Origin of the sequence: Bradyrhizobium sp. CCGUVB1N3 (assembly GCF_024199925.1) — a bacterium.
In the GTDB taxonomy this organism is placed as follows: Bacteria; Pseudomonadota; Alphaproteobacteria; order Rhizobiales; family Xanthobacteraceae; genus Bradyrhizobium.
Window position 1 is genome coordinate 300,973 of record NZ_JANADR010000001.1, and the last position, 26,092, is coordinate 327,064.

Sequence of the window (26,092 nt, forward strand, 5' to 3'; positions counted from 1 at the left end):
TCGAAGCGGCTCACCTGGGCCGTGACAGCTTTGCTTTTTGCAGCGTTGATTGGCTGCTTGCTTCTGACCTCCGGTTGCGCTTGACCAGCTTCAGAAATGCCAAGGGTACGGGCCCGAGCTCGTCAGGACTCCTTGTGACGGCATGAAGTGTACGACGCATGTTCGGGCGCAGTTTGATCGTAACGAAACCTTGCTGATCCAGCGGCAACGCCAGTTCGGGCATGATAGTGAGCCCAAGCCCCTCGCTCACCATGCTCGTTAGCGTTGCATTGTCGCGCACAAGGCAGACAATGTCGGGATTGCTGGAGGCGGTCGCCAAGAGTTCCTGAACGAGCGTTTCGCACCCGCCTCCAGACAACAGCATGCGTTGCCCGTCCAGATCCTTCAGTGCAACGGATGTTCTTGCGGCGAAGGCATGCCCATGAGGTACCAGCACGACGTAATCATCCTGGAAGACAGGCAACGCGGTCAACTCCGCGAGCGTGCGGCTGGTGAATCCGACCTCAACGATCCCCGCTTGGACCCATGCGGTAACTTCAGGATCGGTTCCTTCGTAGAGCGTCACCGAAATATCGGGATGGGCGGCACGAAGCTGACGAAGCCAGCCCGGCAACAAGCGTATCGCGGCACTCTGGACAACGCCGATGCGCAAGCTGCCGCTCAATGCGGCTGAACGGCGGACGCTGCCTGCGAGGCGCTCGACCGCCGCCAGGACCGCGCGGGCCTCAGCCAGCGCCGCGACGCCTGCGCTCGTCAGCGTGACGCCATCCCGACCCCGCACAAGAAGCTGTGCACCCAGTGTTCTCTCCAATGCGGCCACCGCCTGGCTGACCGCTGACTGCGACAGGCACAGATGATTGGCCGCAATTGTGAAATTGCCTTTCTCCGCGACACCGCAAAAGCAGCGTGTCTGGACCAGAGTGATATTAGAAAACAAGATCGAGTCTCATGCGTAGGATTAATTTGACTGATGCTATAGCGCCGACTAGCAATCCTGCAAAGCGAGAAAGCAAAGCGGAATTTTGCGATGTCCACCGTTGACCACGATCAATTGACTGTTGGTTTGGCCCAGATTGCGCCGGTCTGGCTGGAGCGCAGGGCAACAACGGAAAAAGTGGTCGATTGTTGTGTGAGAGCAGCGAATCGTGGCTGCAGCTTCGTCGCGTTTGGCGAGGCGCTTGCGCCCGGTTACCCCTTCTGGATCGAGCACACCGACGGCGCACGATTTGAGTCAAGCCTTCAGAAGGAAATTCACGCGCATTACCTCGATCAAGCCGTCCAGATTGAGGCCGGCCACCTCGAGCCCGTGACCAAGGTTGCCGAGGAACTTCGCCTCGCGGTGATGCTTGGGATTATCGAGCGCCCGGCTGATCGTGGCGGCCACAGCGTCTACTGCTCACGCGTCCACATCGGCAGCGACGGGAAGATCGCGTCAGTACATCGCAAGTTGATGCCGACGTATGAAGAACGCTTGAGCTGGGCGCCTGGCGACGGCAACGGCCTGCAAGTACATCCCGTCGGCCCTTTCAATGTCGGTGGGCTCAACTGTTACGAAAACTGGATGCCGCTCTCGCGTGCAGCACTTTATGCGCAGGGCGAAGATCTGCACGTGGCCCTTTGGCCGGGTAACTTGCGCAATACGGAAGGCACCACGCGCTTCCTCGCTCGTGAAGGTAGGAGCTATGTGTTAGCCGTCTCTGGCCTAATGCGGAAAAGTGACGTGCCGCCGGACAGTCCCGCGAGAGCCATGCTTGAAAAATGCCCGAATGTGCTGGCGAATGGTGGGTCATGTATCGCCGGGCCGGACGGCGAGTGGATCGTTGCGCCTGTGACGGACATCGAGGACTTGATCGTTGCAACACTGGATCAGCGGATGGTACGGCGCGAGCGGCAGAATTTTGATCAGGCAGGCCACTATTCACGGCCGGACGTGACGCGCCTGCTGGTCAACCGCAACCGGCAAGCGATCGCGTCGTTCAGTGAGCACGCCGAATAGTGCTTCGGATACGTCTCCTCCTGGCTTCATATCAGGAAACTCCTGCGAGGTCGCCTCGTTGTGCTGTATACAATCATCCGATCAAATGGGGCTCGTATTCGAAAATGTTGAACTTTGCGCTGGTGGCGGTGCTTGTTGTTGCACTCGGTGGGATTTTGTTCGGCGTGAGGTATATGCGGCGCGAGGAATATTTGCCGTATCATGCCGTCGTGGCCGGAAAGCCTTTCGCTGAACTCGATCCCGGAGTTCAGGCGGTCATTCTCGGTATGCTAAAAATCATCGGGGGCGGCTTCGCTACCCTTGGTGTCACGTTGTTGTGGTTGTGTTTCGCGCTTCATGAGGGTGAGCGCTGGGCACCGTGGGCGATCCTGACCATCTCGGCTGCCGCGCTCGTACCGATGTTGTATGTAGCCACCACACTGCGGACGTTCCGACCCGGAGCGCCAATACCTGTGCGGCCGACACTCGTTATGATGCTCTTGATTGCAATCGGTGTTGGGCTGTCTCTGCTGGCACGCTAAGGCCCACGTTGGTCCGCTTTCAGGCTAAGATCGGACCGAGGGAATGACTGGTCACGAGATGAGCGTCGAGATCCGTCACCTGCTCGACCACAAGCATCACATTCCGACCGTTGCGGCGTGGCAGCAAGCGGAGTTTGGCTATCTGAGCCCCAACAGCACCGTGGCGCAACGTGCCGAACGGCTGAGAGGCGCCAGTGACAAAGCGCGCCTGCCGATCTCCCTGGTGGCGATCTCAACCGATGAGGGCGATCTCGTCGGCTCGGCCAACATCGCTGCGACCACGCTAATCCATAAACATCTCACGCCCTGGTTGTCGTCGGTATTTGTGCCGCCGGCGCAACGTGGCAGAGGCATTGCCTCAAAGCTCGCATTGGCCGCGATCTCGGAAGCCGATCGGCTCGGGTTCGACAAGATCTATCTTTTCACGCCAAGGAACGAAGCCCTCTATGCGCGTCTCGGCTGGGAGACGTTCGAGCAGGCTGCGATCAACGGTGTCCCGGTTTGTCTGATGGCGAGGGCTACGCGATGAACAGTGATTGACAGCTTCGAACCAGTTGAGGTCATTCAAAAAACCGGAGAGGTTGCGAGCCATGCAACGGGCGGTAATTATTTTGGTTATTTTGCTTGTAAGCTCCGTTGCTGCGCGCGCCGGCCAAGTTGTAAATGAGGTTTACCGGGATCTCATTAGGCCGCACGGGCACCCGCGCGGTGCCGCTATCTCACAAGCCGCGCTCGATTTTTGCTATAGCCAGACTGGTGACATTCGAGGCCTTGCGGATACCGCTGCATTCAAACAGTGCATGCTCGGTCGCGGCTATCGGTGGCAAACTACGAGGATACAGGGGAGGCCGGCACCCGAAAATGGCCCGGACTGGTGTATAGCACATGACATGATGTGTTAGTTCGCCTTAGATGGCCGGCAACCGAGCAGATGCGGGAATATCTTTAGCCCAAGTCCGTTCCGGGCCGACGTCACCGGTCAGGCGAACATAGTAAAAGGCCGCCAACTGCGGCGGCCTCTTGTTCACTTATCGCTTCTTTGGTTTTGGCTTTGTAGCGGGTCTCTGTGTAGCGATTTCCGTGCGGACAGCTTGTGCTTCTTGAGCCAGCCGTAAAGCCCGAAGCCGCTCCATATTCGCGCGAACGGCGACAGCCTTAGCTTCGGCTTCTTGGAGTGCCGTCTCGGCTTCCGCTCTAGCTAGTCGCAGCCTGTTAGCTTTGGCAAGCTGCTCTGGAGACTGACTGTCGGGTTTGCCCGACATCAAACGCGCAGGTTTTCTGCGCTGCTTTTGCCACGCTTGGGGTCGACTTTGACTTCGTAGGAAATCTTTTGGCCTTCTGCCAAGCCAGAAAGTCCGGCGCGTTCTAGTGCGCTGATATGCACGAAAACGTCTTGGCCGCCGTCATCCGGCGCGATGAAGCCGAACCCCTTTTGACCGTTGAACCACTTCACCGTACCCGTTGCCATTGGCGTTTCCTCTATGTTTGTTCCTTGGAGGAATACCACAATGGGGTCGTTTTGGACACAGCGCCCTGTATCTAACGCCCGCTGGCTCACCGGGAGCGGCACCGGATCGATGGCGCGAGGCCGGAAGCTGAGTAGCGCAGGTTCCACTGCCAAGGACCCCACCCGCCTTTATCGAGGCGGGTTCAATCCACTGTGAAGCCAGCCCATAGCTTCGGAATTAATCGGGTCTGCGGGAGCTTGTGCTTCGTATATCGTTGGGCAGTTAGTACACCTCAAGGTTCGGTGCTCGAACCCCGGTCTTCCCGGTACAACCCTGAGAACCGCCACCTTGCCTCCGCACCTCGGGCAGCGGGGCCACATCGTCTCGCGGGGTGAAAGCTTGTTAGTGAGCTGCGCGTCGAGCATGAGACGCTCCCTTCTACTGTGAGGGCGGGAGCACAACACTCTCAGTCACCGATAAAGGCCACGGGCGGCGCGGTGATGACGGCAGCCTACGCCCAACGCACGCATCGCGTATAGCAAAAAAGACACACAAAAACCCGGCGAAAGGTGCCAACTGTGGCAGCGTCAATGCCTTGTCTGGTCCATTTCGAACGTGAACTTAGCCTGCAGCACCGGGCCGTTGTCATCTTGGACTTCGATGGCCATTCGGTGCCGTGGGGAGCTATCGCCGTTACCCCTGACTGCGTTCTTTGCCATGTCTACCAATGAGCGAGCAGCTTCTTCCTCTACGGATTCAACGTCGGGGAGTTCTATCCCTTCAAGGCGCAGCCGAATTGGTTATGGTTGTTTGGGGTTCGTGGCTGCGACGCTCGGAAGCGCGCGGGTCGGACGCTTATCATTGGGTTTCTTGACTGGGGCGGCAATCAATCCCTCTCGAATGGCCTGTTTCCGGGCCAGCTTGCGAGCGCGGCGAATCGCCTCGGACTTCTGGCGTGCCGCTTTTTCCGAGGGCTTCTCATAGAAGCTTGCCCGCTTCATTTCTCTGAACACGCCTTCGCGTTGCATTCTCTTTTTAAGAATTCGAAGCGCCTGCTCGACATTATTGTCGCGAACCAAGACTTGCATTCGTTAGAACTCCTAATTCGCCGCACTATGTCTGAAAAGACGCAGCCTGCGACGCAGAGCGCCGCGACAACTTAAGTGGCCAACCGTCATATGGTTCCCCGCCGACTACGTCAATCCAGACATCGTGACCGGCTGTTGGCAGGTCTCTGAAGGGGTCACGTGTCAAACAAATTCGGAAAAGTAGCATATCGTCGCGCCGGCGGCCATGGGCTACTTTGCATGGGGTTGTTTTCGATGTTTTGGTTGTGGGCTCGCCGAAGCCTCGGGACGGAGCCTGATCTCGCCCTTTAGTGCCCGCCCAGATAGGCGGAGATCAGCCGGGGATCGTGGATCAGATCTTTGGCAGGGCCGGACTGCACGACCTCGCCGGTCTCCAGCACATAGCCGTAGTCGGCGGTCTCGAGCGCGGCGCGCGCGTTCTGCTCGACCAGCAGGATGGAGACGCCCAGCTCGCGCAAGGATGCGATGGTGCGGAAGATCTCGCGCACGATTAGTGGTGCGAGGCCAAGGCTCGGCTCGTCGAGCATCAGCAGTTTCGGCTTGGCCATCAGCGCGCGCCCCAGCGCGAGCATCTGGCGCTCGCCGCCGGAGAGCGTGCCGGCGGCCTGGCGCTGCCGCTCCTTCAGTCGGGGGAAGCGATCATAGACCTCATCGAGGGTCTTCTGGACGCCGGAGCGGTCGCGCAGGCTGTACGAGCCCAGGAGAAGGTTGTCGGCAACCGACATCTCGGAGAACAGCTCGCGCTTTTCGGGCACGAGGCAGAGCCGGCGCTCGACGCGGTCCTCGACGGACATCCTGCCGATGTCGCCGCCCTGGAACATCATGCGGCCGCGCGATGCGAGCAGCCCGATGGCTGCCATCAGCAGCGTGGTCTTGCCGGCGCCGTTCGGGCCGATGACGGTGACGATCTGCCCTTCCTCGACCGACAGCGAGACGTTGCGGACGGCTTCGACGTTGTCGTAGCAGACGGTCACGTCGGTCATGGAAAACATTTCGCTCACGCGACGCCTCCGAGATAGGCCTCTTGCACCCGCTCGTCGTTGCGGATCGCGCTCGGGACGCCCTCGCAAAGCTTGGACCCGAAATCGAGCACCACGATGCGGTCGACCAGCGACATCACGAATTCCATGTCGTGCTCGACGATGAGGATAGTGAGGTGATCCGCCCGCAGCGAGCGCAAGAGCTCCGCAAGCCTCAACTTTTCCTGGCGGCGCAGGCCGGCTGCCGGCTCGTCCAGCACCAGCAATGCGGGGTCTGCGGCGAGTGCGCGCGCGATCTCCAGGATGCGCTGATTGCCGAGGGGAAGATTGCCCGCGAGCTCGAACGGCTTGTCGCCAAGCCCGACGCGCTCGAGCTGCATCAGCGCCTCATGCCGGGTGCTGGCTTCCTCGCGCTGGTTGAGGCGGAAGGCGCCGGCAAGCAGGCCGGTGCTGGTGCGGCCGTAGGTGCCGAGCATGACGTTTTCGAGGAGGCTCATGCGCGGCCGCAGCTTCACATGCTGGAATGTCCTGGCGACGCCGGCCCTGGCGATGCGGGATTGAGGATCACGCGTGATGGGACGTCCCGCAAAGACGATCTCGCCCTTGTTGACCCGGAGCGCACCTGTCAGGCAGTTGAACATCGTGCTCTTGCCGGCGCCGTTCGGTCCGATCACGGCAAGAATTTCACCGGATCGCACTTCGAAGCTGACATTGTTGACCGCGACGAGGCCGCCGAACCGGCGCTCGGCGCCATCGACCTTCAGAAGAAGCTCGCCCGGCGTCGGCTGGGGACGGCGCGATAGCGGCGGCGCCGGCTGCGGCCGCTCGCGTTTTGTCTTCGGCAGATAGCGCGCAACGAAAGGCACGATGCCCTGCCGCGCCCATTGCAGGAACAGGATGAACAGCGCAGAGAAGGCGACGATCTCGAGCTGCCCGGATGCGCCCTTGGCGATCAGCGGCAGGTAATCCTGCACGCTGTTCTTGAGCAGGGTGACAATGGCGGCGCCGACGACGCCGCCGAGCAGGCTGCCCGCGCCGCCGACCATCGTCATCATCAGATATTCGATGCCCATGCCGGCGTCGAACGGGCCCGGGCTGATGAAGCGGCTCATATGTGCGTAGAGCCATCCGGAGAGCGAGGCCAGGAAAGCCGCGATCACGAAGGTTACGAGCTTGATCTGGAAGGCATTGATGCCGAGACTTTCGACCAGCGTGTTGCCGCCGCGCAGCGCCCGCATGGCGCGGCCGAGCCGGGAGTCCAGGAGATTGTAGCCGAGGAAGAGCACCACGGCGACAATGCCCCAGATCAGGAAATAGATCTGCGCGCTGGAGACGAGCGCGAACGAACCGAGGCTGATCGGCGGGATCGACGAGATGCCGTTGAAACGGCCGAGCCCTTCGACGTTGCCGAACAGGAAGCCGATCGCAAGCCCCCATGCGACGGTCGAGAGCGACAGGAAATGGCCCTGAAGCCGCAAGGTGACGACGCCGAGGACCGCCGCGACGCTGCAGGTCAACACCACGCCAAACAGGAGGCCGAGCCAGGGCGATTGCCCGTTCAAGGCGGAGACCCAGGCGGTCGCATAGGCTGCGATGCCGACGAACGCTGCCTGTCCGAACGACACGATGCCGCCGACGCCGGTGAGGAGCGCAAGGCCGATGGCGACGAGCGAATAGATGCCGATATAGTTCATCAGCGTGACGCTGAACGGGCTCAGGACGAGGGGCGCGAGTGCGAGGCACACCACCGCTGCCACTGCCGCAAGCTGGACATGAAAGCGGGTCATTCCTCGATCTCCTCCTCGGAATGCAGCGAGGCGAGGGACCGCCAGATCAGGATCGGGATCAGCAGCGAGAACACGATGACGTCCTTCAGCGCGCTGCTCTGGAAGGATGCGAAGCTTTCGAGAATGCCGACACCTACGGCGCCGATCGCGGCACCGGGATAGCTGGTCATGCCGCCGACGATGGCGCCGACGAACGCCTTGAGACCGATCAGGAAGCCGGAATCGTAGAACACGGTATTCACCGGCGCGATCAGAATGCCCGAAACGCCCGCCATCAGCGAGCCCAGGAGATAGGCGATGGTGCCGGCACGCGCCGGCCGTATTCCCATCAGCCGGGAGCCGGTCCGGTTCACGGCCGTGGCGCGCAGGGATTTGCCGACCAGCGTGAAGTCGAAGAAGAGATAAAGGAGGCCGCTGAAGACGAGCGCCGCGATCACGATCAGCATGGTCTGGCCCGAAATCAGGACGCCGGCGAACTCCGTCGAGAACGACGTCAGCGGTTCGGTCCGAACCCCTTCGGGACCGAAAAACAGGAGACCAAGGCCCACCAGCGCAAAGTGCAACGCCACGGACACCGTCAACAGCAGGAGCACGGTACCGTCGGCGATCGGGCGGAACACGATCCGGTCGAGCAGCGGGGAGATCGGCGTGATCAGCATCAGCGCGAGCACGAGCCGGACGGCCAGCGGCGGGTCCATGCGCATGACGAGCCAGGCGGCGCCGACTACCGCCAATGGCAGGACCAGATAGAAGAGAAGTGCGCGCGGCAGGAGGCGAATCTCACCGTCGCGCATGAGCGAAATGATTTCGATCAGGGTTGCGAGACAGGCCAGGATCACGACCAGCGCGCCGGTCCCCGGAAAGCGCTTGGCGTCGAGGGCGGCCAGCGTCAGCGCGGTGAACGCGGCGATGTCGCCAAAGGGAATGAAGATGACCCGCGTCACCGTGAAGATGAGGACGGTTCCGATCGCCACCAGCGCGTAGACTGCGCCGGTGGCGATCCCGTCGATCGCAAGAATGGCCGCGATGTCGCTCGTCATTGAGACGCCGTTCCCCCGTTCTGACCGCCTGCCGTCTTTCGTTTATGGCGCGTACTTCCAGGCGCCGCTGGTCAAGCGGACCACGACCAGCGAGCGCTCGTCGACGCCGGTCACTGCACCGGGCTTGAAGTTGTAGACGGCATGCACGCCGGGCAGTTCCTTGGTGCTGAGGATGGCGTCCCGGAGCGCGGTACGGAATTCCGCTGTGCCGGGCTTTGCGGTCTTCAGCGCCCGCTCGGCGGCGTTGGCAAAGATCAGCCAGGCGTCGAAGGAGTAGGCGGAGAACCCGTCGGTGGTCGGAATGTTGTGGGTCTTCTGGTAGATCGCGCGGAAATCGAGCGCGATCTTCTTGGCAAAGTGCTCGTCCGGAAGCTGCTCGGCCACGATCACGGGGCCGGCGGAGACCTGGATGCCATCGGCGGCCTTGCCGCCCACATTGACGAAGTCCGGATTGACGAGCGCCACAGTGCCGTAGGTATTTCCCTTGAAGCCGCGCTCGGAGAGCGTGAGGAGAGGCAGCGCGCCCTGCGTGCCGGAGCCACCGATCAGCACGGCGTCGGGACGTGCGGCCATGACCTTGAGGATCTGCGCGGTCACCGAGGTATCGGTGCGGGCATAGCGCTCGTTGGTCTGGACCTTGATTTCGTCAAGGGGCTCGGCGGCCTTGGCACCGTTATAGACGAGGTCGCCCCACGCATCGGAGAAGCCGATATAGCCGATGTTCTTCATGCCGTCGCGCTTCATGCGATCTTGCGACGATCTTGACGAGGAGTGAAGCCGGCTGCGGCACCGAGACGACCCATTGCTCCGGCGATTCCGGAAGCTTGCCGATCGGCGAGACCGCGATCATCGGCACCTTCAATTCGCTGGCGACGGCCGCCATGGCGATGGTCGAGGGCGCCGTCGCCGTGCCGATCAGGAGGTCGACCTTCTCTTCTTCGACGAGCTTGCGCGCGTTGCGCGTCGCGGCCGACGGATCGGAGCCGTCGTCGAGCTGGATCAGGCGGACGGTCTCGCCGTTGATCGTCTTCTTGTATTCATAGGCGGCATTGATGCCGCGCCCATAGGGGATGCCGATCGACGAGCCGTTGCCGCTCAGCGAGGTGACAAAGCCGATGGTGATGTCGGCCTGCGCAGCCGGCGCTGCGAAGACGCCGGCGACCAGTGCGATTAGGCTAAGAGTCTTCTGCCGCATTTGCGTTGTCCTCCATAGATGCTGGGTACGAATGTCTGGAAGCCGGGCAGGGAGCCCGAGCCGCGAACGAACCGATTGAAGGCATTGCTGCAGCGCCAGACGCGGCGAAAGAAAGTTCGCTCGGCCGGGCGTCAGCGGCCATGGCGAGGCGTGCCGCTCAAATGGCGGGTGGGTCGGTGGAAGCCGGCGGGCATCTGTCGAAGCGAAGGAAGGCAAATGCCGCAGCCGCGTTGCGCGACCGGCGATGTTGCTGCCGGCCATTCAGGCCTGACGATAGTCCACGCGATCGAGTCTCTCAAAATCGGTGCCCTGCAACATCATTGTCATGGCCACCGGCCAGCTGCCGGGGGCGGATTACTTAAAGCCTAAAGTATTATCCGTGGCGTCGTCAACACGTGTCACGGCGCTGTCAGAAAAAAATGTTGTTGCATACAATTCCGTCAGAGTGCGCCATTTCCTTGGTCTCTTTGACCCACGAAATCCTCCTCCTCGTCGCGATCAGGAGGTGCGCTTGGCCGGCTCCGCCGCGCGCATTTGACGCGACAATTAGTTTATGGTTGAAATATCTCCATCGGCAGCCGGCGGCCGATCCTCCCGTCACCGTTTGAGGAGAAGGGCGATGCGCATCTTCTGGCAAAGTTTCGTCGATGCGAGCGTGAATGCGCCCTATATGGCGCTGCTGTCGGAGTATCTCAACAACATCGCCGCGCCCGGTACGACGGTTCATGTCGAGGGCATTTCGCCGCCGGATCGGGAGTTCGGCCGGCTCGCTGAATTGCGCTGTGCCGTTCAGGCGATCGACAACGGCATTGCAGCCGAGGAGGCCGGGTTCGACGCGTTCGTGATGGGTCACTTCCAGGATCCCGGACTTTACGAGCTCCGTTCGACGCTCGCCATTCCCGTGATCGGAACTGGCGAGGCGACGTTGCTTGCGTCCTCGCAACTCGGCCGGCGCCTCGGCCTCGTGACGCTCGATCCCGTCTTCGAGGTCTGGCACTACGAACAGGCCGAACGTTACGGCCTTGCGGATCGCGTCGTCCACGTGACCGGCCTCGGCTGCAAGCCGGAGGACTTCGCAAGTGCGTTCGCGGGCGATCAGGTGGCCCATGCCCGGATGATCGCGGATTTTATCGCCTGCGCCCTTCCGCTGGTGGAGCGCGGGGCCGACGTGGTGATCCCTGCCGGTGTGCTGCCGGGTCTGCTGATTGGGCGGGAGCACGGCATGAAGGTCGGACACGCGCCTGTGGTGAATTGCGCCGCGATGGCGTTGAAGAGCGCTGAGATGTGGGTACAGCTCAGGCGGCTCAATGGCACCGAGCCGAGCCGAGGGCCGAGCTTCAAGCGTGCCAGCGCACTCGCCCGCGACGATTTCCGCGCGCTGCTCGCGCGTAACGAGCGTTAGCGCCGGGGGCACCGACCAGTTCTGGAGAGCAAGACATGATGAGACCCGAGAAGATCCTTTACGAGACCGAAGTGACGGCAACCGGAGGCCGCGACGGCAAGGCCGCGAGTGCCGACGGCCTGCTGGCGGTGTCGCTGTCCTTGCCGAAATCGCTGGGCGGACCCGGCGGCGAGGGGACCAACCCGGAGCAACTCTTTGCGGCCGGTTATGCCGCGTGCTTTCTTGGCGCCGTCAAGCTCGTGGCGCGCACCCGGAAGATCGTGCCGTCGGCCGAGCCGTCCGTCACTGCGAAGGTTGCCATGGGACCGGTCCCTGTCGGCTACGCGCTCGCGGTTGAACTGAAGGTGAGCCTGCCCGGCGTCGAGAAATCGGTGGCGGAGGAAATCGTCGCAGGCGCGCACGAGCGGTGCCCTTATTCGAACGCGACTCGCGGCAATATCGATGTGAAGCTGGCGGTGATCTGAGGCGGGTAAGCAAGGCAGGCAGCCGGTGAAAAATTCGCTTCGCACGCCGTACGACGGCATCGTGATGGCGGCTCCCGTCACGATCCCCTATGTGCGCTATTCCATCGACAGCGCGCAATGGTGGATCGGCCGGGCGCTGAGCGCGCTCGTTGCGCAGGCCGGCATCAAGGCTTCCGACATCGACGGTCTGTGCGTCTCCAGCTTCACCATGGGAACCGACAGCGGGATCGGACTGACGCAGCATTTTGGGTTGTGCGTGAGATGGCTGGACACGATCCCGCTCGGCGGGGCCAGCGCCATCGCAGCGTTGCGGAAGGCCGCGCGCGCGGTTCAGGCGCACGATGCCGACATCGTGGCTTGCGTGGCCGGCGACACCAACCACGTCGATTCCTTCCGCCTGACGCTCGAGAATTTCTCGCGCTTCAACCAGGATGCGGTCTATCCCTATGGTGCGGGCGGCGCCAATGCGAGCTTCGCGCTGATTGCGCGCAACTATATGCGGACGTTTGGCGTCACGCGCGAGGATGTTGGCAGGATCGCGGTCGCCCAGCGCGCCAACGCGCTGCGCAACCCGCATGCGCTGATGAAGGCGCCGCTGACGATCGAGCAATATCTGGCGGCCCGTCCGATTTCCGATCCCATTCATCTCTTCGATTGCGTAATGCCCTGCGCCGGCGCCGAGGCCTTCCTTGTGATGCGGGACGAGACCGCGGCATCGCTCGGATTGCCGGCCGCGCGATTGCTGTCGACGATCGAGCGGCACAACGCTTTCGCCGACGACCAGATGCAGGTGAGGGGCGGTTGGGCGATGGACGTCGGTGAGCTCTACGCGATGGCCGGCGTGAGGCCTGACGATCTCGATATCGTCCAGACCTATGACGACTATCCGGTCATCACGATGATGCAGTTCGAGGATCTCGGCTTCTGCAACAAGGGCGAGGGCGCAGAATTCGTGCGCCAGCACGATCTCACGATTGACGGCGACTTCCCGCACAATACCTCGGGCGGACAGCTGTCGGTCGGACAGGCCGGTGCAGCCGGCGCCTATCTCGGTCTCGTCGAAGGGCTGCGGCAGGTCCTGGGAGCAGCCGGTCCCACACAAGTGAAGGATGCAAAGCTCGGTTTGACCTCGGGATTCGGTATGATCAACTATGACCGCGGCCTGGCCTCGGGTGCCGCGATCTTTGCAGGGCCTTCGCGATGATCGATCCGATTGAACCGCCTCGGCGCAAGAACCCGCTGCTGCGGACGCGGCTACCTGCATCGCCGCCGCGGCCGCGCAGCAGAACATCGCACGGGTTCACGCGCGCCGCCGCCGAAGGACGCTTCATGCTCCAGCGCTGCGAGGGCTGCGGCGCCTTCGCGTATCCGGCACGCGAGGCGTGCCCCGCCTGCCTGTCGGCCGGTCTTGCGTTCGTCGATGCGCCGCGTCGCGGCACCCTCCTGGCTGAGACGACGGCGCGCGTGCCGAGCGACGTCTACTTCCGCGAGCGGGTGCCCTGGCGCATTGGGCTCGTCAAGATGGACGTCGGTCCGACGATGGTGGCGCATCTGCATGCCGACTGTAGCGAGGGCGCGCCCGTCCTCATGTCGTTTCAGCTCGACAAGAGCGGTCAGGCGGTGGCCTTTGCCCGACCCGAGGGGGAGACCCCCAACATGGCAGATGACAGGCAGTGGCGGGAAATGACGGCCGATCCGAAGTTCCGGCGGGTGCTGGTGACCAACGGCCGCAGCGTGGTCGGCCAGGAGGCCGTTGCGGCGCTGAAGGCTGCGGGCGCAAAGACGGTGTTCGTCGGCGTCGCCGAACCGTGGCGGCCGTTTGCCGGCGAGAAGCTGCTGCGCGGGCAGGAGGGGATCGAAGTCGTGACGCTCGATGCGGCCGACGAAAAGTCGGCGACTGATCTCGCAGCCGACATCGGCGGCAAGGTCGATATCCTCGTCAACACGACGGAATATGTGCGGCCCGGCGGCCTCCTGGACCGCAGGGGCACGAGCATCGCGCGCGACGAGATCGACCAGGCCTATCTCGGCTTCATCAATCTCGCGCAGGCCTTCGGGCCCGCGATGCGGATGCGCGGCGCTGATGGCATCAACAACAGCGTCGCCTGGGCCAACATCCTCTCGGTCTACGCGCTGGCGAACTGGCCCGCTTTCGGCGCCTACTCGGCGTCGCAAGCGGCCTGCCTGTCGCTGTCTCACTGTCTTCGCGCGGAGCTGAGGCCCGGCGGCATCAAGGTGATGAACCTGTTCACGGGACCCGTTGACACCGAGTGGTTCCAGACCGTGCCACCACCGAAGGTCGCGCCGCGCGCGGTCGCGCAGGCGATCGTGTCCGGGCTCAGAGGCGGACTCGAGGAGATGTATGTCGGGGACGTCGCGGAGGAAATCCGGCAGCGTCTCGCCGCCAATCCGAAAGCGCTCGAGCGCGAGCTCGACAGGTGAAGCTAAGGTTTTAACCAAGCCGGAGGACGTGACAATGCAGAGCAAGAAACTCCTGGAGCTGGCGGGCGCGATTTCTTCCGGCGCGGTGCGCGTCGTCGATCTGACCTTTACGCTCAGTCCCGATTTTCCGGTCATCGTGTTGCCGCCGGAATTCGGGCAGGCGGCGCCGGTCCGCATCCAGGAGATTTCGCGCTATGACGGTCGCGGTCCAGCCTGGTACTGGAACAACGTGACGTTCGGCGAACACACCGGCACGCATTTCGACGCGCCGATTCACTGGTTCACCGGCAAGGATCTGCCGAACAATGCCGTCGACTCCATGCCGACGAAGGACATGATCGCGCCGGCTTGCGTCATCGACTGCTCCGCGGAGGCGGCGAAGGATCCGGACTTCTTGCTGACGGTCCCGCTTGTCGAAGCCTGGGAGGCAAAGCACGGACGCATCCCCGAGCGTCACTGGGTTCTGCTGCGTACCGATTGGTCGAAGAAGGGTTGGCGCGATTACTCCAACCTCAGGGACGACGGCGCGCACACGCCGGGCCCGAACCCGGCCGTCATGAAATGGTTGGTGGAGGAGCGCGGCATCATCGGCTTCGGCACCGAGACCATCGGCACCGATGCGGGGCAGGCCGGCCATTTCCAGCCACCGTATCCTGCGCATCATTTCCTGCATGGCGGCGGCCGGTACGGCCTTCAGTGCCTCTGCAACCTCGATCTGCTTCCCGCTACCGGCGCGGTCATCGTGGCTTCGCCCCTGAAGATTCAGAACGGCTCCGGCAGTCCGCTACGCGTGATCGCGCTGGTGGCGTCGAGCTGACACGGCGGATGGCGCTTGCCGTATAGAAGAAACGAAAGAAACGAAAGACAGGTGCCATGATCTCGATGAAAAATCTGCTGGCTTCAGTTGCGCTGCTCGTCGCCGTTCCGGAGGTCGCGCAGGCAGACATCCTCGTCGGGTTCATCACCGGCCTCAGCGGGCCGGTGTCCTCGATCGGGATCCCGAACGCGAAGGGGATTGCGGCGGGCGAGGCCTATGTCGGCGAGATCGGCGGCGAGAAGCTTCGCGTCATTTCGCTCGACGACGGCTCCGATCCGACGGCGTCTGCGCGCAACGCGCGCAAGCTCGTCGAGCAGGAGAAGGTCGATATTCTGATCGGCACGTCAGGCGCGCCGCAGACGCTGGCGATGGCAACCGCCGCTATCGAAATGAAGATTCCGATGATCGCGGTATCTCCGATCGCGCCGGTGCCGCCCGGCGATGGCGGTCCCTGGGTCGTGCAGACGCCGCAACCGACGCCGCTCCTCGTCCAGGGCATCGTCGATCATATGAAGGCGCGAGGGCTGAAGACCGTCGCATTCATCGGTTTCTCCGACGCCTTTGGCGACCTGATGTACGATTCGCTCGCGCAGAGCGCCAAGGCGGCCGACATCAAGATCATCGCCAATGAGCGATACGCCCGGTCGGATTCCTCGGTGACGGCCCAGGTGCTGCGCGCGCTCGCGGCGCGGCCGGACGCCATTATGCTCGGGGGTACGGGAACGCCGGGGGCGCTACCGGTGATCGCTCTGTCCGAGCGCGGATATAAGGGACCACTGTATGGCAATCACGGCCTCATCAGTGCCGATTTCCTGCGCCTCGCCGGCAAGACTGCCAACGGCATCATCTGCCCGACCGGGCCGGTGACCGCGGCGGAGCAGCTTTCGGCCGACAATCCGATCCAGAAGGTTGCGCTGGCTTTCCGCGCGGCCTTCGAGAAGGCGAATGGCGAGGCGCCAACCGACTCGTTCTCTTCCTATTCCTTCGACGGCTGGCTGATATTCACAGATGCGGCCAAGCGCGCGATGGCGACTGGCGCCAAGCCGGGCTCGCTGGAATTCCGCACTGCGCTTCGCCAGGCGCTGTTCACCACTAAGGAGGTTGTCGGAACGCAGGGCGTCTACTCCTACACACCAGCGGATCGGCACGGCGTCGATGACCGCTCGCGAATCCTGGTTCAAATCGAGGACGGAAAATACAAGCTACTGCCCTGATCGGGCGCGATCGTGACGGAGAGCAACGTGCAGGCAAAAGCCGGCAAGACGGTAGAGCAGGGCAATGCGATGCTGCTGCCCTGGGCGCGCGCTGTCGAGCTGTTTCCACCGTCGGACAGGATCCTCTCCACGATTCTGACGCGGCAGGCCGAGCGCTACGGCGATCGCGTCCTGCTAGTCGCCGGAAAGGCGCGCTGGACCTATGCACAGACGGCCGCGATCGCGGCCGCATCGGCCCAAACGCTCATCGACGCCGGCATCAAGCCCGGCGACCGGGTCGCGCTGATGTGCTCGAACCGGCCGGAATTTCTCCAGGTGTATCTGGGCTGCGCATGGCTCGGCGCGATCGTGGTGCCGATCAACACCGCGCTACGGGGCTTCCAGCTTTCCCATATTTTTCGTAACTCGCGTCCCGCGCTGCTCGTCGTCGAAGCTCCGTTTCTTACGGCCATCGAGACCGTCGACGCTGACGTCGAACTGCCATCTCAGACATGGACGATCGGGTCTACGACTGGGACGAAGATGTCGTCGATACCATTGCCCGCCCTCAGGATTGGCGCTTCCCCAGGCGCGGTGCGTCCAGGCGATGCCGTTGCCATCCTCTATACGTCAGGCACCACGGGTCCTGCCAAAGGCGTGTGCTGTCCGCAGGCGCAGCTGTTCTGGTGGGGCATCTATTCGGCGCGGGCGCTGGGCATCGGCGAGGGCGACGTGCTGTTCACGACGCTGCCGCTGTTCCACACCAATGCGCTGAACGCATTCTATCAGGCGCTGTTGAACGGGTGCACATACGTCCTGGAGCCGAAATTCTCGGCGTCAGGTTTTTGGGCGGGCGCGCGAGCGCACGATGCGACTGTTGGTTATCTGCTCGGCGCCATGGCGTCGATGCTGCTGGCGCAGCCCAAAACCGAAGATGACAGGGGTCATCGGCTTCGCGTCGCGCTTGGTGGCGGCGTGCCGCCACAGATCCACCAGCCGTTCCTCGAACGGTTCGGAGTGCCGCTGGTCGACGGCTATGGGTCGACGGAGACCAACTTCGTGTTCGCGGGGACGATCCCGTCCGATCGCCCGGGGACCATGGGGTACCTTGCCGACGGCGTCGAAGCCCGCATCGTCGATGAAAACGATTCAGAGGTGCCTGATGGGCAGGCCGGCGAGCTCGTCCTTCGCGCCAGAGAGCCCTTTGCGTTCGCCACCGGCTATTTTGGCATGCCGGAGAAGACGGTCGAGGCCTGGCGAAATCTGTGGTTTCACTCTGGCGATCGCGTGGTCCGGGATTCCGATGGGCATTATCGCTTCATCGACCGCATGAAGGACTCGATCCGGAGGCGCGGCGAAAACGTATCCTCCTGGGAGGTCGAACAGACTATCCTGTCGCACCCCGCCGTTGCGGCTTGCGCCATTTACCCGTTGCCGTCCGAACTGGGGGAGGACGAGGTCGCGGCCGCGATTCTGCTCGAGCCTGGCCAATCATTGGAGCCCGTCGACATCGTCAGGCATTGCGAAGGGCAGATCGCCTATTTTGCCATTCCCCGCTACGTGCGCATCGTGAGCCAGATGCCGCTGACGGAGAACGGCAAGATCAAAAAGGCTGTGTTGCGCGATGCGGGCGTGACGGCGGATACGTGGGACCGCGAGGTGGCCGGCATTCGGGTGCGGCGCTAGAGCATGATCCGGAAAAGTGTGAAGCGGTTTTCCGAAAAGATCATGCTCAAACAACAACCTAAAGCGCGATGACGATTCATCCCAATCTCATCGCGCTTTGGTCGCGGCGTCGGCTCATGGCTTCTGCATTGTGTCCCTGACGGCGCCCTTGAGCTCGTCGAGCTCGCTGGTCAACCCATCGAGCCGATCAGCCGGGAATCCGGCCAGCAGCTCGGCCAGCCATGAGCCATGCCTCTTGGCCATGCGTCTAAACGCTTTCCGGCCTTCGACGGTCATGCAAACGATCTGAACGCGCCGGTCCAGCTTTGAAGGCGTGCGGGTGATGTAACCATCCTCGACCAGGCGATCGACGATGGGGGTGAGGTTTCCGGCGGAAACCATCAGGCGCTTGGGCAGCTCTCCCAGAACCAATCCGCTCGGCTCGCGGTCAAGCTGGGCCAGAACGTCGAAGCGTGGCATCGTGAAATCGAATTCCTCGCGGAACCGGCGCCGCAGCTCGCCCTCGATCAGGGTCGTGCACGCGAGCAGCCGGAGCCAAAGCCGTGTCTGAGCCCTATACTCGACCTCCTGATCAACCCCGTTCTTGGGCGAAACAGGTGGGGACTCCTTCGCGAGTGCCAAATCGAATCTCCTAGGGCATCTAGGCCTGTTGAAAGGCGACGACTTCGACGTCGTCGCAAGATAGTTTATGCCAAAAGTAAATTCAAGGCTCGTTCAGGACGCGCCGAGGCGGCTCTCAGTATAAAGAATTTGCGTCACTCGGATGGATCACGCACCGAACGGCAATCACTGCGGCTTGCCGACAGGCCTCCTTGACAATCCCTTGGCGAGTATAAATATTTTATACGTAAAATAACTTGGTGGTGCGAAGGCCTCTGCCGCGACATCCGGGTCTATTTGGGCAATCGGCTCGGACACGATCCGATTGGACACTATCCCGTCGGGGATGTCAGGTCGGTTAGATTCCGACATCCCGCCTTGTCAGGCTCGTCGTTCGATCATGGCAGAATGGGTGCGTGGTAGGTGAAAGTCATCATCAAGAGCGCAGCCAGGATCATGACGATCGGGAAGTGCACGAAGAATTGCACAGAGGTGTAGCCGATCAAGTCCTTTGACTTCAATCCGAGCACGCCAAGCAGAGGCAGCATCCAGAACGGGTTGATGAAATTCGGCAGCGTCTCGGCGATGTTGTAGACCATGGTGGTCCAGCCCAGATGAGCTCCGATTTCGTTGGCCGCCTTCATGATGTAGGGCGCCTCGATGATCCATTTACCACCGGCTGACGGGATGAAGAAGCCGAGCACCGCGGAATAGATTCCGATCAGGAACGAGAAAACGGTCGAGTTGACCGAGACGTGTGCGAACCAGTGAGCAATGGTATCGGAAAGCGTCAAGCCGCTGCCGTTTGGCACCTTGGTCAGCATGTGTGCGATGCCGGCGTAGAAAGGAAACTGCAGCAGCAGGCCCGAAATGCTCGGCGTTCCCTTGGAGAAGGCCTCGAGGAGGCTGCGGGGACGCCAGTGCAGGAGAATGCCAAGCACCAGAAACACGAAATTATAGGTGTTCAGGCCTGACAGGGTGATCAGCGGATTGCCGGATTGAAAGGTTTGCCAGAGCCAACCCGATGCCAGTGCCACGATCAGAATGGTCAGAACGGGGCTGAACTCGAGAAAATCGCCAGGCCGTGCCGGCTTCTTTGGCTCGATCCGGTCGTCATCAAGAGACACGCCGAGATCCTCTGCCGTTCTCGTCAGTGCCTCATTTGGTGCGGTCAAATAGCAGATCGCGGCAGAAAGAGCTGTCACGACGATAATCGTGACGAGGTTTTGCCACGTCAGGATCGTCTCGGAGAAGCCGATGACCCCGGTGATCGGCAACAGCGAGCTCGGAATGCTTGCCGCGTTGGCCTGAAGCTGGGCGACCGATGAGGTGATGCCCAGCGTGAAGCCGCACCCGAGGCCAAGATAGCCCGCCGCACCGGCTGCGCGATAGTCGAGCTTGATGTCCTTGCGTCGCGCGATCTCGCGCACCAAGAGGCCCGAGAAGATCAGGCTCAGACTCCAGTTCAGCAGCGACAGAAGGATGCTCAGGACGCCGACGAAGACCACGGCGCCGCGCGCGCTGGAGGGTACGCCGGCCAGCCATCGCATCAATGCTGAGATCGGCGGCGACATCGCAACCACATAGCCACCTACGGCGGCCAGCGCCAACTGCATGGTGAAGGGAATGAGATTCCAGAAGCCGTCGCCAAAGGCGCGGCTGACCGCAAGCGGTGAGCCGCCATGCGCGATCGTACCGAGCGCGATTACGACCACGGCGATCAGCACGAACACATAAGCATCGGGAAACCAGCGCTCTGCGAAGCTGACCATGTACTGCGAGAATCTCGCAAGCGGGTTGGCCTGTGTCGGCACCTTCTCCAGGAAGACGGCTTTATGTGTCGTATCGGTCATTGCGGCCCCCATAGTCGCGTTGGTGTTGCGTTCAGTTGATGATTTGCCGATCAGAGCGCGAGCGTTAGTTCCGAGAGCGGAACGGATTGACAGGTCAGGCACTGGTCGGTCGCGCTGTCGCCGTCGTTGAGCTGAGCGACGTTGCCGTCGACGACGCGCATGAGGCAGCTCTCGCACTGGCCGACGCGGCAGCCGCTAGGCAAGGACAGGCCCGCCGCTTGGGCCGCATCGAGAATCGTCCCGAGTTCCGGCGTCCAGGTGAAGCTGCTGTCACTGTCGGCAATGTGGACGGTCTGCGGCTTCAGCGTTCGCGGTACGATCGGCGGCGAGGCGAAAGATTCCGTGAATATGTCGAAGCGCGGGACGCCTCGCTCGACCAGCTGAGTCGTCATCGACGTCGTGAAGTCCGGCGAACCGCAGAGATAGGCGAGGGGCCTCAGCGGCAGTAACGGTTCGATCGCCGACAGATCCAGCCGGCCAGCGTAGTCGTAGTCCGCGGGGCAACCATCTTGCGCGCGCGGTGCCGAATATGCCGTGACAAGCTCGAGCTCCGACAGCAGGTCAGCGAGCTCCCGCAACCGCCGGGCGAAGGCATGCTCGCTGCCGTTGCGGCAGCCATAAAGCAGCAGAACCTTGGTAACGCGCTCCGCCGGCTCCCGTCGCGCCAGCGCTTCGAGATGACTAATAAAGGGCGTGATGCCGATTCCGGCGGCAAGAAAGATCAGCGGCCGGGGTCCCTTGAGCGGTGGAGCAAAAATGCCCTTGGGCGACCCGATCTGAACCTCATCGCCGACGGCGAGACGATGGACGTGATCGGAAAGGCGAACCGCATCGCCGATAAGGCTTGAATCGCCGGACCGCCGCTTCTTGACAGCGATTGACAGTACATCCCGGCCGTCATGGCCGGTCAGTGAATATGCGCGGGCGACATCGAGCCCCGGCACGCTGAGCAGAATGTGTTGCCCTGGGCGAAACGCGGGGATCGCGCCGCCATCGCGCGGTGCAAGATCCAGCCCGACGACATCGTTGGCCTCGGTACGAACGGCGACGACCACAAAGCCGCGCTTGCCGGTCCAGTGACCGCGGCTCGCGGTCTCGTCCTTGCGGATGTCGCAAGTCGTGGCGCGCAGCGGCACTGAACCGCTCACTGGATCGCGCGTCGCATCGCTCAAGGCATCGTTCATATTCGACGTCGGCGATCCGGCGGGCGGAATCGCATCGCGTCCCAGCGGGGGACAATCTTCCCACCAGCCGAATTCGGCGACGGCGACGCGATCGTCGAGCGCATCATTCAGCCGCACGCGCAGCCGGACTTCGCCGGTTGGGGTTTTGACGATCGCCCAGTCGCCGTCACTGAGGCCGCGCCCCGCTGCGAGCGTCGGGTTGATTTCGATGGCCGGATCGGGCGTCTTCTTGCGAAGGGAGGCAACGTGACGATGCGAGCTGTGGACGAACCAGCCGCTCTTGGCCGTCGTGAGCACCAGCGGAAAGCGACTGTCGGAAGGCTCTGTCAGCGGACTTTCGGCAGGCTCGATATGGCCCGGCAATGGCGCGTAGCCATGTTCAAGCATCAATTCCGAATAGATCTCGACGCGGCGGGTGGGGGTGGCGAAGCCCGCAACCGCGCCGTCCTGTCCTGGCAGAGCGTATTTCTCATGACGAAGGAGCTGGGGGAAACGCAGGCCCTCGGGATGCCGGCGCAACTCTTCGACCGTCACACCGAGGGGGGCGAGCTGATAATTCCAACCGGCGTGGATATCGCCGCCGCCGAAGAACTCATCGACGTGGCCCAGCCTGACCGCGAGTTCGGTTGCGATTTCATAGTCTGCCTTGCTGGCGCCGAGCCGTGGCAACATCTGCGGGCGAAACTGGATGGTCTCGACGGCCTCCTGCGTGATCTCGAAGCCGATTTTCAGGGCGTCCCGTTCCCACGGCATGTTTGCCGGCAGCACGATGTCGGCGTTCGCGCCCGTCGGATTCATGAACATGTCGACGTGGACGTGGAAGTCGAGCGCGCGCAGCGCCTCGCGATTGCGCGAAGAATGCCCCTGCGACACCATGAAATTGGTGCCGAAGCTCATCAGTGCCTGGACCCGGTAAGGCTCGCCGGTCAGAACTGCACGGCTGAAATCCCGAGCCGTGATCCATCCCCGGCTTGGCGGCCCGAGCGGCAGGTCGTTGAGGCCGAGCGCCTTGGCCTGTTGCTCCGGTGGCAACAAGGCATAGTCGTTGACGGTGCGCGTCGGAGGCGGTGCCAGCCAGACATTGCCGCCAGGCCTGTCGCACGCGCCGGTGAGCGCGTAAAGCGTCGCAATGACCCGCTCGATCATCGTCGCGTTTGTGTGCTGACCAACGCCGGTCCAAGAATGATACGCGAGCCGTGGGCTGTTCTCGAACAGCTCGTAGAAGGCCGCGATCTTGCTCTCGTCGAGCCAAGTCAATTCGGCCACGCGAGTGATCGTATAGGGCGTTGCCTCGGCGGTTAGAAGGCAGAAGGCTGTTGCCGCCGTGATCGCACGGCCATTTTGTGCGGTGAGTATGATCCGACCGTCCAGCCTGCAGCAGGCAGGATCGAGTTCCGCGACGCGAGTATCGACAGCGCGCGCCGCTCCGGACCGGTCCAGCGCGACGAAACTGTCCGTCGGTTGATCGGCCCAGAGTTCGCTTGCACGAACGAAGCGGCCCGTGTCGGTGTCGATCAGCAGCGGTCCGTTGGTCCAGCGCGTCACGAAATCCGTGTCGTATGATGTCGTTGTGATGAGGTGCCGGATCGCGCCCATCGCGAGCGCGCCGTCCGCGCCGGGGCGGACACGCAACCAGATGTCGGCCTGTTGTCCGGATCCGTTCGGTTTGGGATCGACCACCGCGACGCGCGCACCGCGCCGCCGTGCATCGGCGACACGCGTTGCCTGGGCCAGCCAGGTGCGGGCCGGATTATGACCCCACAGCACGATGACGTCGGCACGTTCATAATCGGGAACGCCGATGCCGCGTCCGAAGGTCAGGGCATGGGCAAAGTCCTTGTGCCAGCCGCAGATTTCGATCGCGTAGATCAGATTTGGACTGCCGAAGCAGCGGATGAAGCGCTCGACCCATTCGAAGCTGTCGACCATCGGCGTGCCGCTCGGCGTGGTGACGGCGAAGGCCACGGCTTCGGCACCGGACGTCTTGCGAATGTCGCCGAGCTTTTGGGCGATCTCGCCCAGCGCCTCGTCCCAGGAGATTTCGATCCAGCCGGGATCGGTGGAGTCACGGGGCGCCGTCCGGCGAAGGGGTTGGGTCAGGCGGCGCGGACTTTGCACCATCTCGGGTGCGGCGCGGCCTTTCGCACACAGCGCTCCGCCGGTCGGATGTCTGGGCAGCGGCTCGACACCGATCAGCTGCCCGTTCTTGATGACCATGGTCGAGCCGCATCGGGATCGACAGAGCGTGCAATAGCCGGGTACGCGCTGCGCCATAAGGAAGGCCATACCGTCTGAAGGGTCAACAATAGTAGCGCATTACTGTAAAGCGCTACATAATGTCATCTGCGGCGTATCCGTCGTCAAGCCCTTTTATTGTGCGGTAGCCAAACCTGACTATTGTGCCGCCGACGAACCGGATGATTCCGGAGACGACGAAGCGGGATGGGAATGGACCAGAATTTACGGGAGCAGGTGCTGCAGCAGGTGCGCGCGGAGATCATTTCCGGTCAGAGCATGCCGGGGTCGATGTATTCCGTGCCGACGCTTGCCGCGAGCCTCGGCGTATCGACGACGCCCGTCCGCGAAGCGCTGCTCGAATTGGCGCGCAGCGGGTTGATCGAGCCGATGCGCAACCGCGGCTTCAAGGTGGTCGAGCCGACCTTGACCGAGCTTCGCAACCTCTTTGATCTCCGCGAGGTGCTGGAGCTCCACGCGGCAACGATCGTCGCGCGCAAAAAGAAGGACCTCAAGGAGCTGGTTCGCTTCGCCGATGAGGTCGCCCGTGCGGTCAAGAACGAGGACATCAGGCTGTACCTCGAAGCCGATCGAACCTTTCACCAACTGCTGACGGCGGCGGCGGACAATGCGCGCCTGACCGAAATGGTGATGGGATTGCGCGACCAGATGCGGCTTTACGGCATCAAGTCGCGCGCGGGCCTTGCACGTCAGAATGAATCCGCCGCGGAGCACTATCAGATTATCGAACTCGCGATGGCCGGCGAGGAGGTAGCCCTCACCAGCCTTTTGAGGCGTCATATCAGAGCCTGGGAGCCGATCTTCATTGAGGCACTGTCGCGGATGACAAATCCGCGCGAGCCGATCGTCGCCAGCCGCGATCGTGGACGGTAGGCGCAGCCTCTCACGGGATTCTTCGCGCTTTCACGAGAGTTGCGCAGTTGCGTGTGCGATACGCTTGCATGCATCTTCGAGTTCGACAGCGGAGGTCGCGTAGGAAATCCTGAAATATGGTGAGAGGCCGAACGCCGAACCCGGAACGACTGCGACGCCCGCTGCGTGCAGAAGATGCGCAGCAAAGTCGTTGTCGCTCTCCAGTGTTCTCCCCTCAGGAGTGATTTTGCCGATCACGCCGGCGCAGCTCGCGAACGTGTAGAAGGCGCCCTCGGGCACGCGGCAGGTGATGCCGTCGATCCTGTTCAATGCGCCGACGACAAGATCGCGCCGCTCTTGAAACGACCGACAGCGATCGCGGACAAAATCCTGCGGGCCATTCAGCGCTTCGATGGCTGCGGCCTGACTGACCGACGAAGGGCAGGAGGTCGACTGGCTCTGCACGAAGGCCATGGCCCGGATCAGGGCGCTTGGCCCGCCGCCATAGCCGATGCGCCAGCCAGTCATCGCGTAGGCCTTCGACACGCCGTTGACGGTCAGCGTCCGGTTGCGCAGAGCCGGCTCGATTGCTGCCGGCGTAACGAAGCGAAAGCCGTCGTAGACGATATGCTCATAGATATCGTCGACCATCAGCCAGACGTGCGAATGCTCGAGGAGCACGTCGAGGATCGACCGGTAGTCGGCCTCCGAGTAGGCTGCGCCGGACGGGTTGGACGGCGAGTTCAGCATGACCCATCGCGTGCGAGGCGTGATGGCGCGCTCAAGATCGTCGGTCGACAGCCGAAAGCCATTGGCCTCGGAACATGGCACCAGCACCGGCGTGCCGCCAGCGATGGCGACGATGTCGGCGTACGTCACCCAGAACGGCGTCGGGATGATGACCTCGTCGCCAGGATTGATGGTGGCCATCATGGCGTTGAAGAGCACCTGCTTGGCGCCGGCTGACACGGTGATCTCGTCCTGCGCGAACTCGAGCCCGTTGTCGCGCTTGAACTTTGTGCGAATGGCGGCCTTGAGTTCCGGCGCGCCGTCCAATGTGGTATACTTGGTCGCGCCGGCGCGCATCGCGCGCTCGGCTGCATCTTTGATCGGGTCCGGCGTGTCGAAATCAGGCTCGCCCGCGCCGAGGATGATGACGTCCCGGCCCTGGCGCTTCATCTCCGCAGCGAGCCCGCTGATCTTCAGGATCTCCGACACGCCAATCGACGCAAGGCGGTGGGAGGGGCGGAATGACGCCGAGCCGTCGAGGGGTGCGTTCATGCGTCCA

The 26,092-nt window shown here is 62.6% G+C and carries 22 protein-coding genes and 1 pseudogene; 11 read left to right on the forward strand and 12 right to left on the reverse strand.

Annotation, left to right across the window (positions count from 1 at the left end):
* Positions 1-10 precede the first annotated feature (10 nt).
* The gene (locus NLM33_RS01345; RefSeq protein WP_254093996.1) at positions 11-937 is read right to left on the reverse strand and encodes a LysR family transcriptional regulator; all 927 of its coding nucleotides are present in this window, start codon (positions 935-937) and stop codon (positions 11-13) included.
* 90 nt (positions 938-1,027) lie between these two features.
* On the opposite strand from NLM33_RS01345, the gene NLM33_RS01350 reads away from it, so the two are divergent.
* The 3 genes from NLM33_RS01350 to NLM33_RS01360 all read left to right on the forward strand — a co-directional run bounded on the left by NLM33_RS01350 (position 1,028) and on the right by NLM33_RS01360 (position 3,046).
* Entirely contained in the window at positions 1,028-1,996 is a 969-nt protein-coding gene (locus tag NLM33_RS01350) for a carbon-nitrogen hydrolase family protein (protein ID WP_254093997.1), read from the forward strand.
* A 104-nt stretch (positions 1,997-2,100) separates the two neighbouring features.
* A complete protein-coding gene (locus NLM33_RS01355) occupies positions 2,101-2,517 on the forward strand; it encodes a hypothetical protein (RefSeq protein ID WP_254093998.1) in 417 nt (138 codons plus the stop codon).
* A gap of 43 nt (positions 2,518-2,560) precedes the next feature.
* Positions 2,561-3,046 (forward strand): GNAT family N-acetyltransferase, encoded by a 486-nt coding sequence (locus tag NLM33_RS01360; RefSeq protein WP_254094000.1) that lies wholly within the window; start codon positions 2,561-2,563, stop codon positions 3,044-3,046.
* Between the two features lie 732 nt (positions 3,047-3,778).
* Here the strand turns inward: NLM33_RS01360 and NLM33_RS01365 are convergent.
* From NLM33_RS01365 to NLM33_RS49535, 7 genes and pseudogenes are all read right to left on the reverse strand, one after another.
* Positions 3,779-3,985, reverse strand: a complete 207-nt coding sequence (locus NLM33_RS01365) for a cold-shock protein (protein WP_254094002.1) — start codon at positions 3,983-3,985, stop codon at positions 3,779-3,781.
* Positions 3,986-4,552: 567 nt separating this feature from the next.
* The gene (locus tag NLM33_RS49530) at positions 4,553-4,762 is read right to left on the reverse strand and encodes a hypothetical protein (RefSeq protein ID WP_371930100.1); all 210 of its coding nucleotides are present in this window, start codon (positions 4,760-4,762) and stop codon (positions 4,553-4,555) included.
* Between the two features lie 3 nt (positions 4,763-4,765).
* The gene (gene rpsU / locus NLM33_RS01370) at positions 4,766-5,053 is read right to left on the reverse strand and encodes a 30S ribosomal protein S21 (RefSeq protein WP_254094004.1); all 288 of its coding nucleotides are present in this window, start codon (positions 5,051-5,053) and stop codon (positions 4,766-4,768) included.
* Between the two features lie 287 nt (positions 5,054-5,340).
* Entirely contained in the window at positions 5,341-6,054 is a 714-nt protein-coding gene (locus NLM33_RS01375; protein ID WP_254094006.1) for an ABC transporter ATP-binding protein, read from the reverse strand.
* Positions 6,051-7,820, reverse strand: coding sequence for an ATP-binding cassette domain-containing protein (locus tag NLM33_RS01380; RefSeq protein WP_254094008.1), 1,770 nt, complete (start codon positions 7,818-7,820; stop codon positions 6,051-6,053). The genes NLM33_RS01375 and NLM33_RS01380 overlap by 4 nt, the downstream gene beginning before the upstream one ends.
* Positions 7,817-8,860 (reverse strand): branched-chain amino acid ABC transporter permease, encoded by a 1,044-nt coding sequence (locus tag NLM33_RS01385; protein ID WP_254094010.1) that lies wholly within the window; start codon positions 8,858-8,860, stop codon positions 7,817-7,819. The genes NLM33_RS01380 and NLM33_RS01385 overlap by 4 nt, the downstream gene beginning before the upstream one ends.
* A gap of 42 nt (positions 8,861-8,902) precedes the next feature.
* A pseudogene (locus NLM33_RS49535) lies at positions 8,903-10,055 on the reverse strand (ABC transporter substrate-binding protein).
* A 619-nt stretch (positions 10,056-10,674) separates the two neighbouring features.
* Here NLM33_RS49535 and NLM33_RS01400 point away from each other — a divergent pair.
* The 7 genes from NLM33_RS01400 to NLM33_RS01430 are packed head-to-tail and all read left to right on the forward strand — an operon-like array spanning position 10,675 to position 18,059.
* Complete coding sequence (locus NLM33_RS01400; protein ID WP_254094016.1) at positions 10,675-11,457, forward strand: aspartate/glutamate racemase family protein; 783 nt, start codon at positions 10,675-10,677, stop codon at positions 11,455-11,457.
* A gap of 35 nt (positions 11,458-11,492) precedes the next feature.
* Positions 11,493-11,921: an organic hydroperoxide resistance protein gene (locus NLM33_RS01405; RefSeq protein ID WP_371929887.1), complete on the forward strand. Its 429-nt coding sequence runs from the start codon at positions 11,493-11,495 to the stop codon at positions 11,919-11,921.
* Positions 11,922-11,946: 25 nt separating this feature from the next.
* Positions 11,947-13,125 carry a thiolase family protein gene (locus NLM33_RS01410; RefSeq protein ID WP_254094018.1) on the forward strand — a complete coding sequence of 393 codons (1,179 nt, stop codon included), beginning with the start codon at positions 11,947-11,949 and terminating at the stop codon, positions 13,123-13,125.
* On the forward strand, positions 13,122-14,363 hold the full coding sequence (locus NLM33_RS01415) for an SDR family NAD(P)-dependent oxidoreductase (protein WP_254094020.1): 1,242 nt from the start codon (positions 13,122-13,124) through the stop codon (positions 14,361-14,363). Before NLM33_RS01410 ends, NLM33_RS01415 begins: the two co-directional genes overlap by 4 nt.
* 34 nt (positions 14,364-14,397) lie before the next feature.
* On the forward strand, positions 14,398-15,180 hold the full coding sequence (locus tag NLM33_RS01420; protein WP_254094022.1) for a cyclase family protein: 783 nt from the start codon (positions 14,398-14,400) through the stop codon (positions 15,178-15,180).
* 56 nt (positions 15,181-15,236) lie between these two features.
* The gene (locus NLM33_RS01425) at positions 15,237-16,394 is read left to right on the forward strand and encodes an ABC transporter substrate-binding protein (RefSeq protein WP_254094024.1); all 1,158 of its coding nucleotides are present in this window, start codon (positions 15,237-15,239) and stop codon (positions 16,392-16,394) included.
* Between the two features lie 27 nt (positions 16,395-16,421).
* The gene (locus tag NLM33_RS01430) at positions 16,422-18,059 is read left to right on the forward strand and encodes an ATP-dependent acyl-CoA ligase (RefSeq protein ID WP_254094026.1); all 1,638 of its coding nucleotides are present in this window, start codon (positions 16,422-16,424) and stop codon (positions 18,057-18,059) included.
* Between the two features lie 114 nt (positions 18,060-18,173).
* Here the strand turns inward: NLM33_RS01430 and NLM33_RS01435 are convergent, their stop codons facing one another.
* The 3 genes from NLM33_RS01435 to NLM33_RS01445 form a co-directional block, all read right to left on the reverse strand.
* Positions 18,174-18,680: a MarR family winged helix-turn-helix transcriptional regulator gene (locus NLM33_RS01435; RefSeq protein ID WP_254094029.1), complete on the reverse strand. Its 507-nt coding sequence runs from the start codon at positions 18,678-18,680 to the stop codon at positions 18,174-18,176.
* Positions 18,681-19,057: 377 nt separating this feature from the next.
* Positions 19,058-20,512, reverse strand: coding sequence for a short-chain fatty acid transporter (locus tag NLM33_RS01440; protein ID WP_254094031.1), 1,455 nt, complete (start codon positions 20,510-20,512; stop codon positions 19,058-19,060).
* A gap of 50 nt (positions 20,513-20,562) precedes the next feature.
* On the reverse strand, positions 20,563-23,982 hold the full coding sequence (locus NLM33_RS01445; RefSeq protein WP_371929888.1) for a molybdopterin-dependent oxidoreductase: 3,420 nt from the start codon (positions 23,980-23,982) through the stop codon (positions 20,563-20,565).
* Between the two features lie 162 nt (positions 23,983-24,144).
* Between NLM33_RS01445 and NLM33_RS01450 the strand changes: the two genes are divergently transcribed.
* Positions 24,145-24,825, forward strand: coding sequence for a GntR family transcriptional regulator (locus NLM33_RS01450; protein WP_254094035.1), 681 nt, complete (start codon positions 24,145-24,147; stop codon positions 24,823-24,825).
* A 30-nt stretch (positions 24,826-24,855) separates the two neighbouring features.
* On the opposite strand, the gene NLM33_RS01455 is transcribed toward NLM33_RS01450, so the two are convergent.
* Complete coding sequence (locus NLM33_RS01455; protein ID WP_254094037.1) at positions 24,856-26,085, reverse strand: pyridoxal phosphate-dependent aminotransferase; 1,230 nt, start codon at positions 26,083-26,085, stop codon at positions 24,856-24,858.
* Positions 26,086-26,092 lie beyond the last annotated feature (7 nt).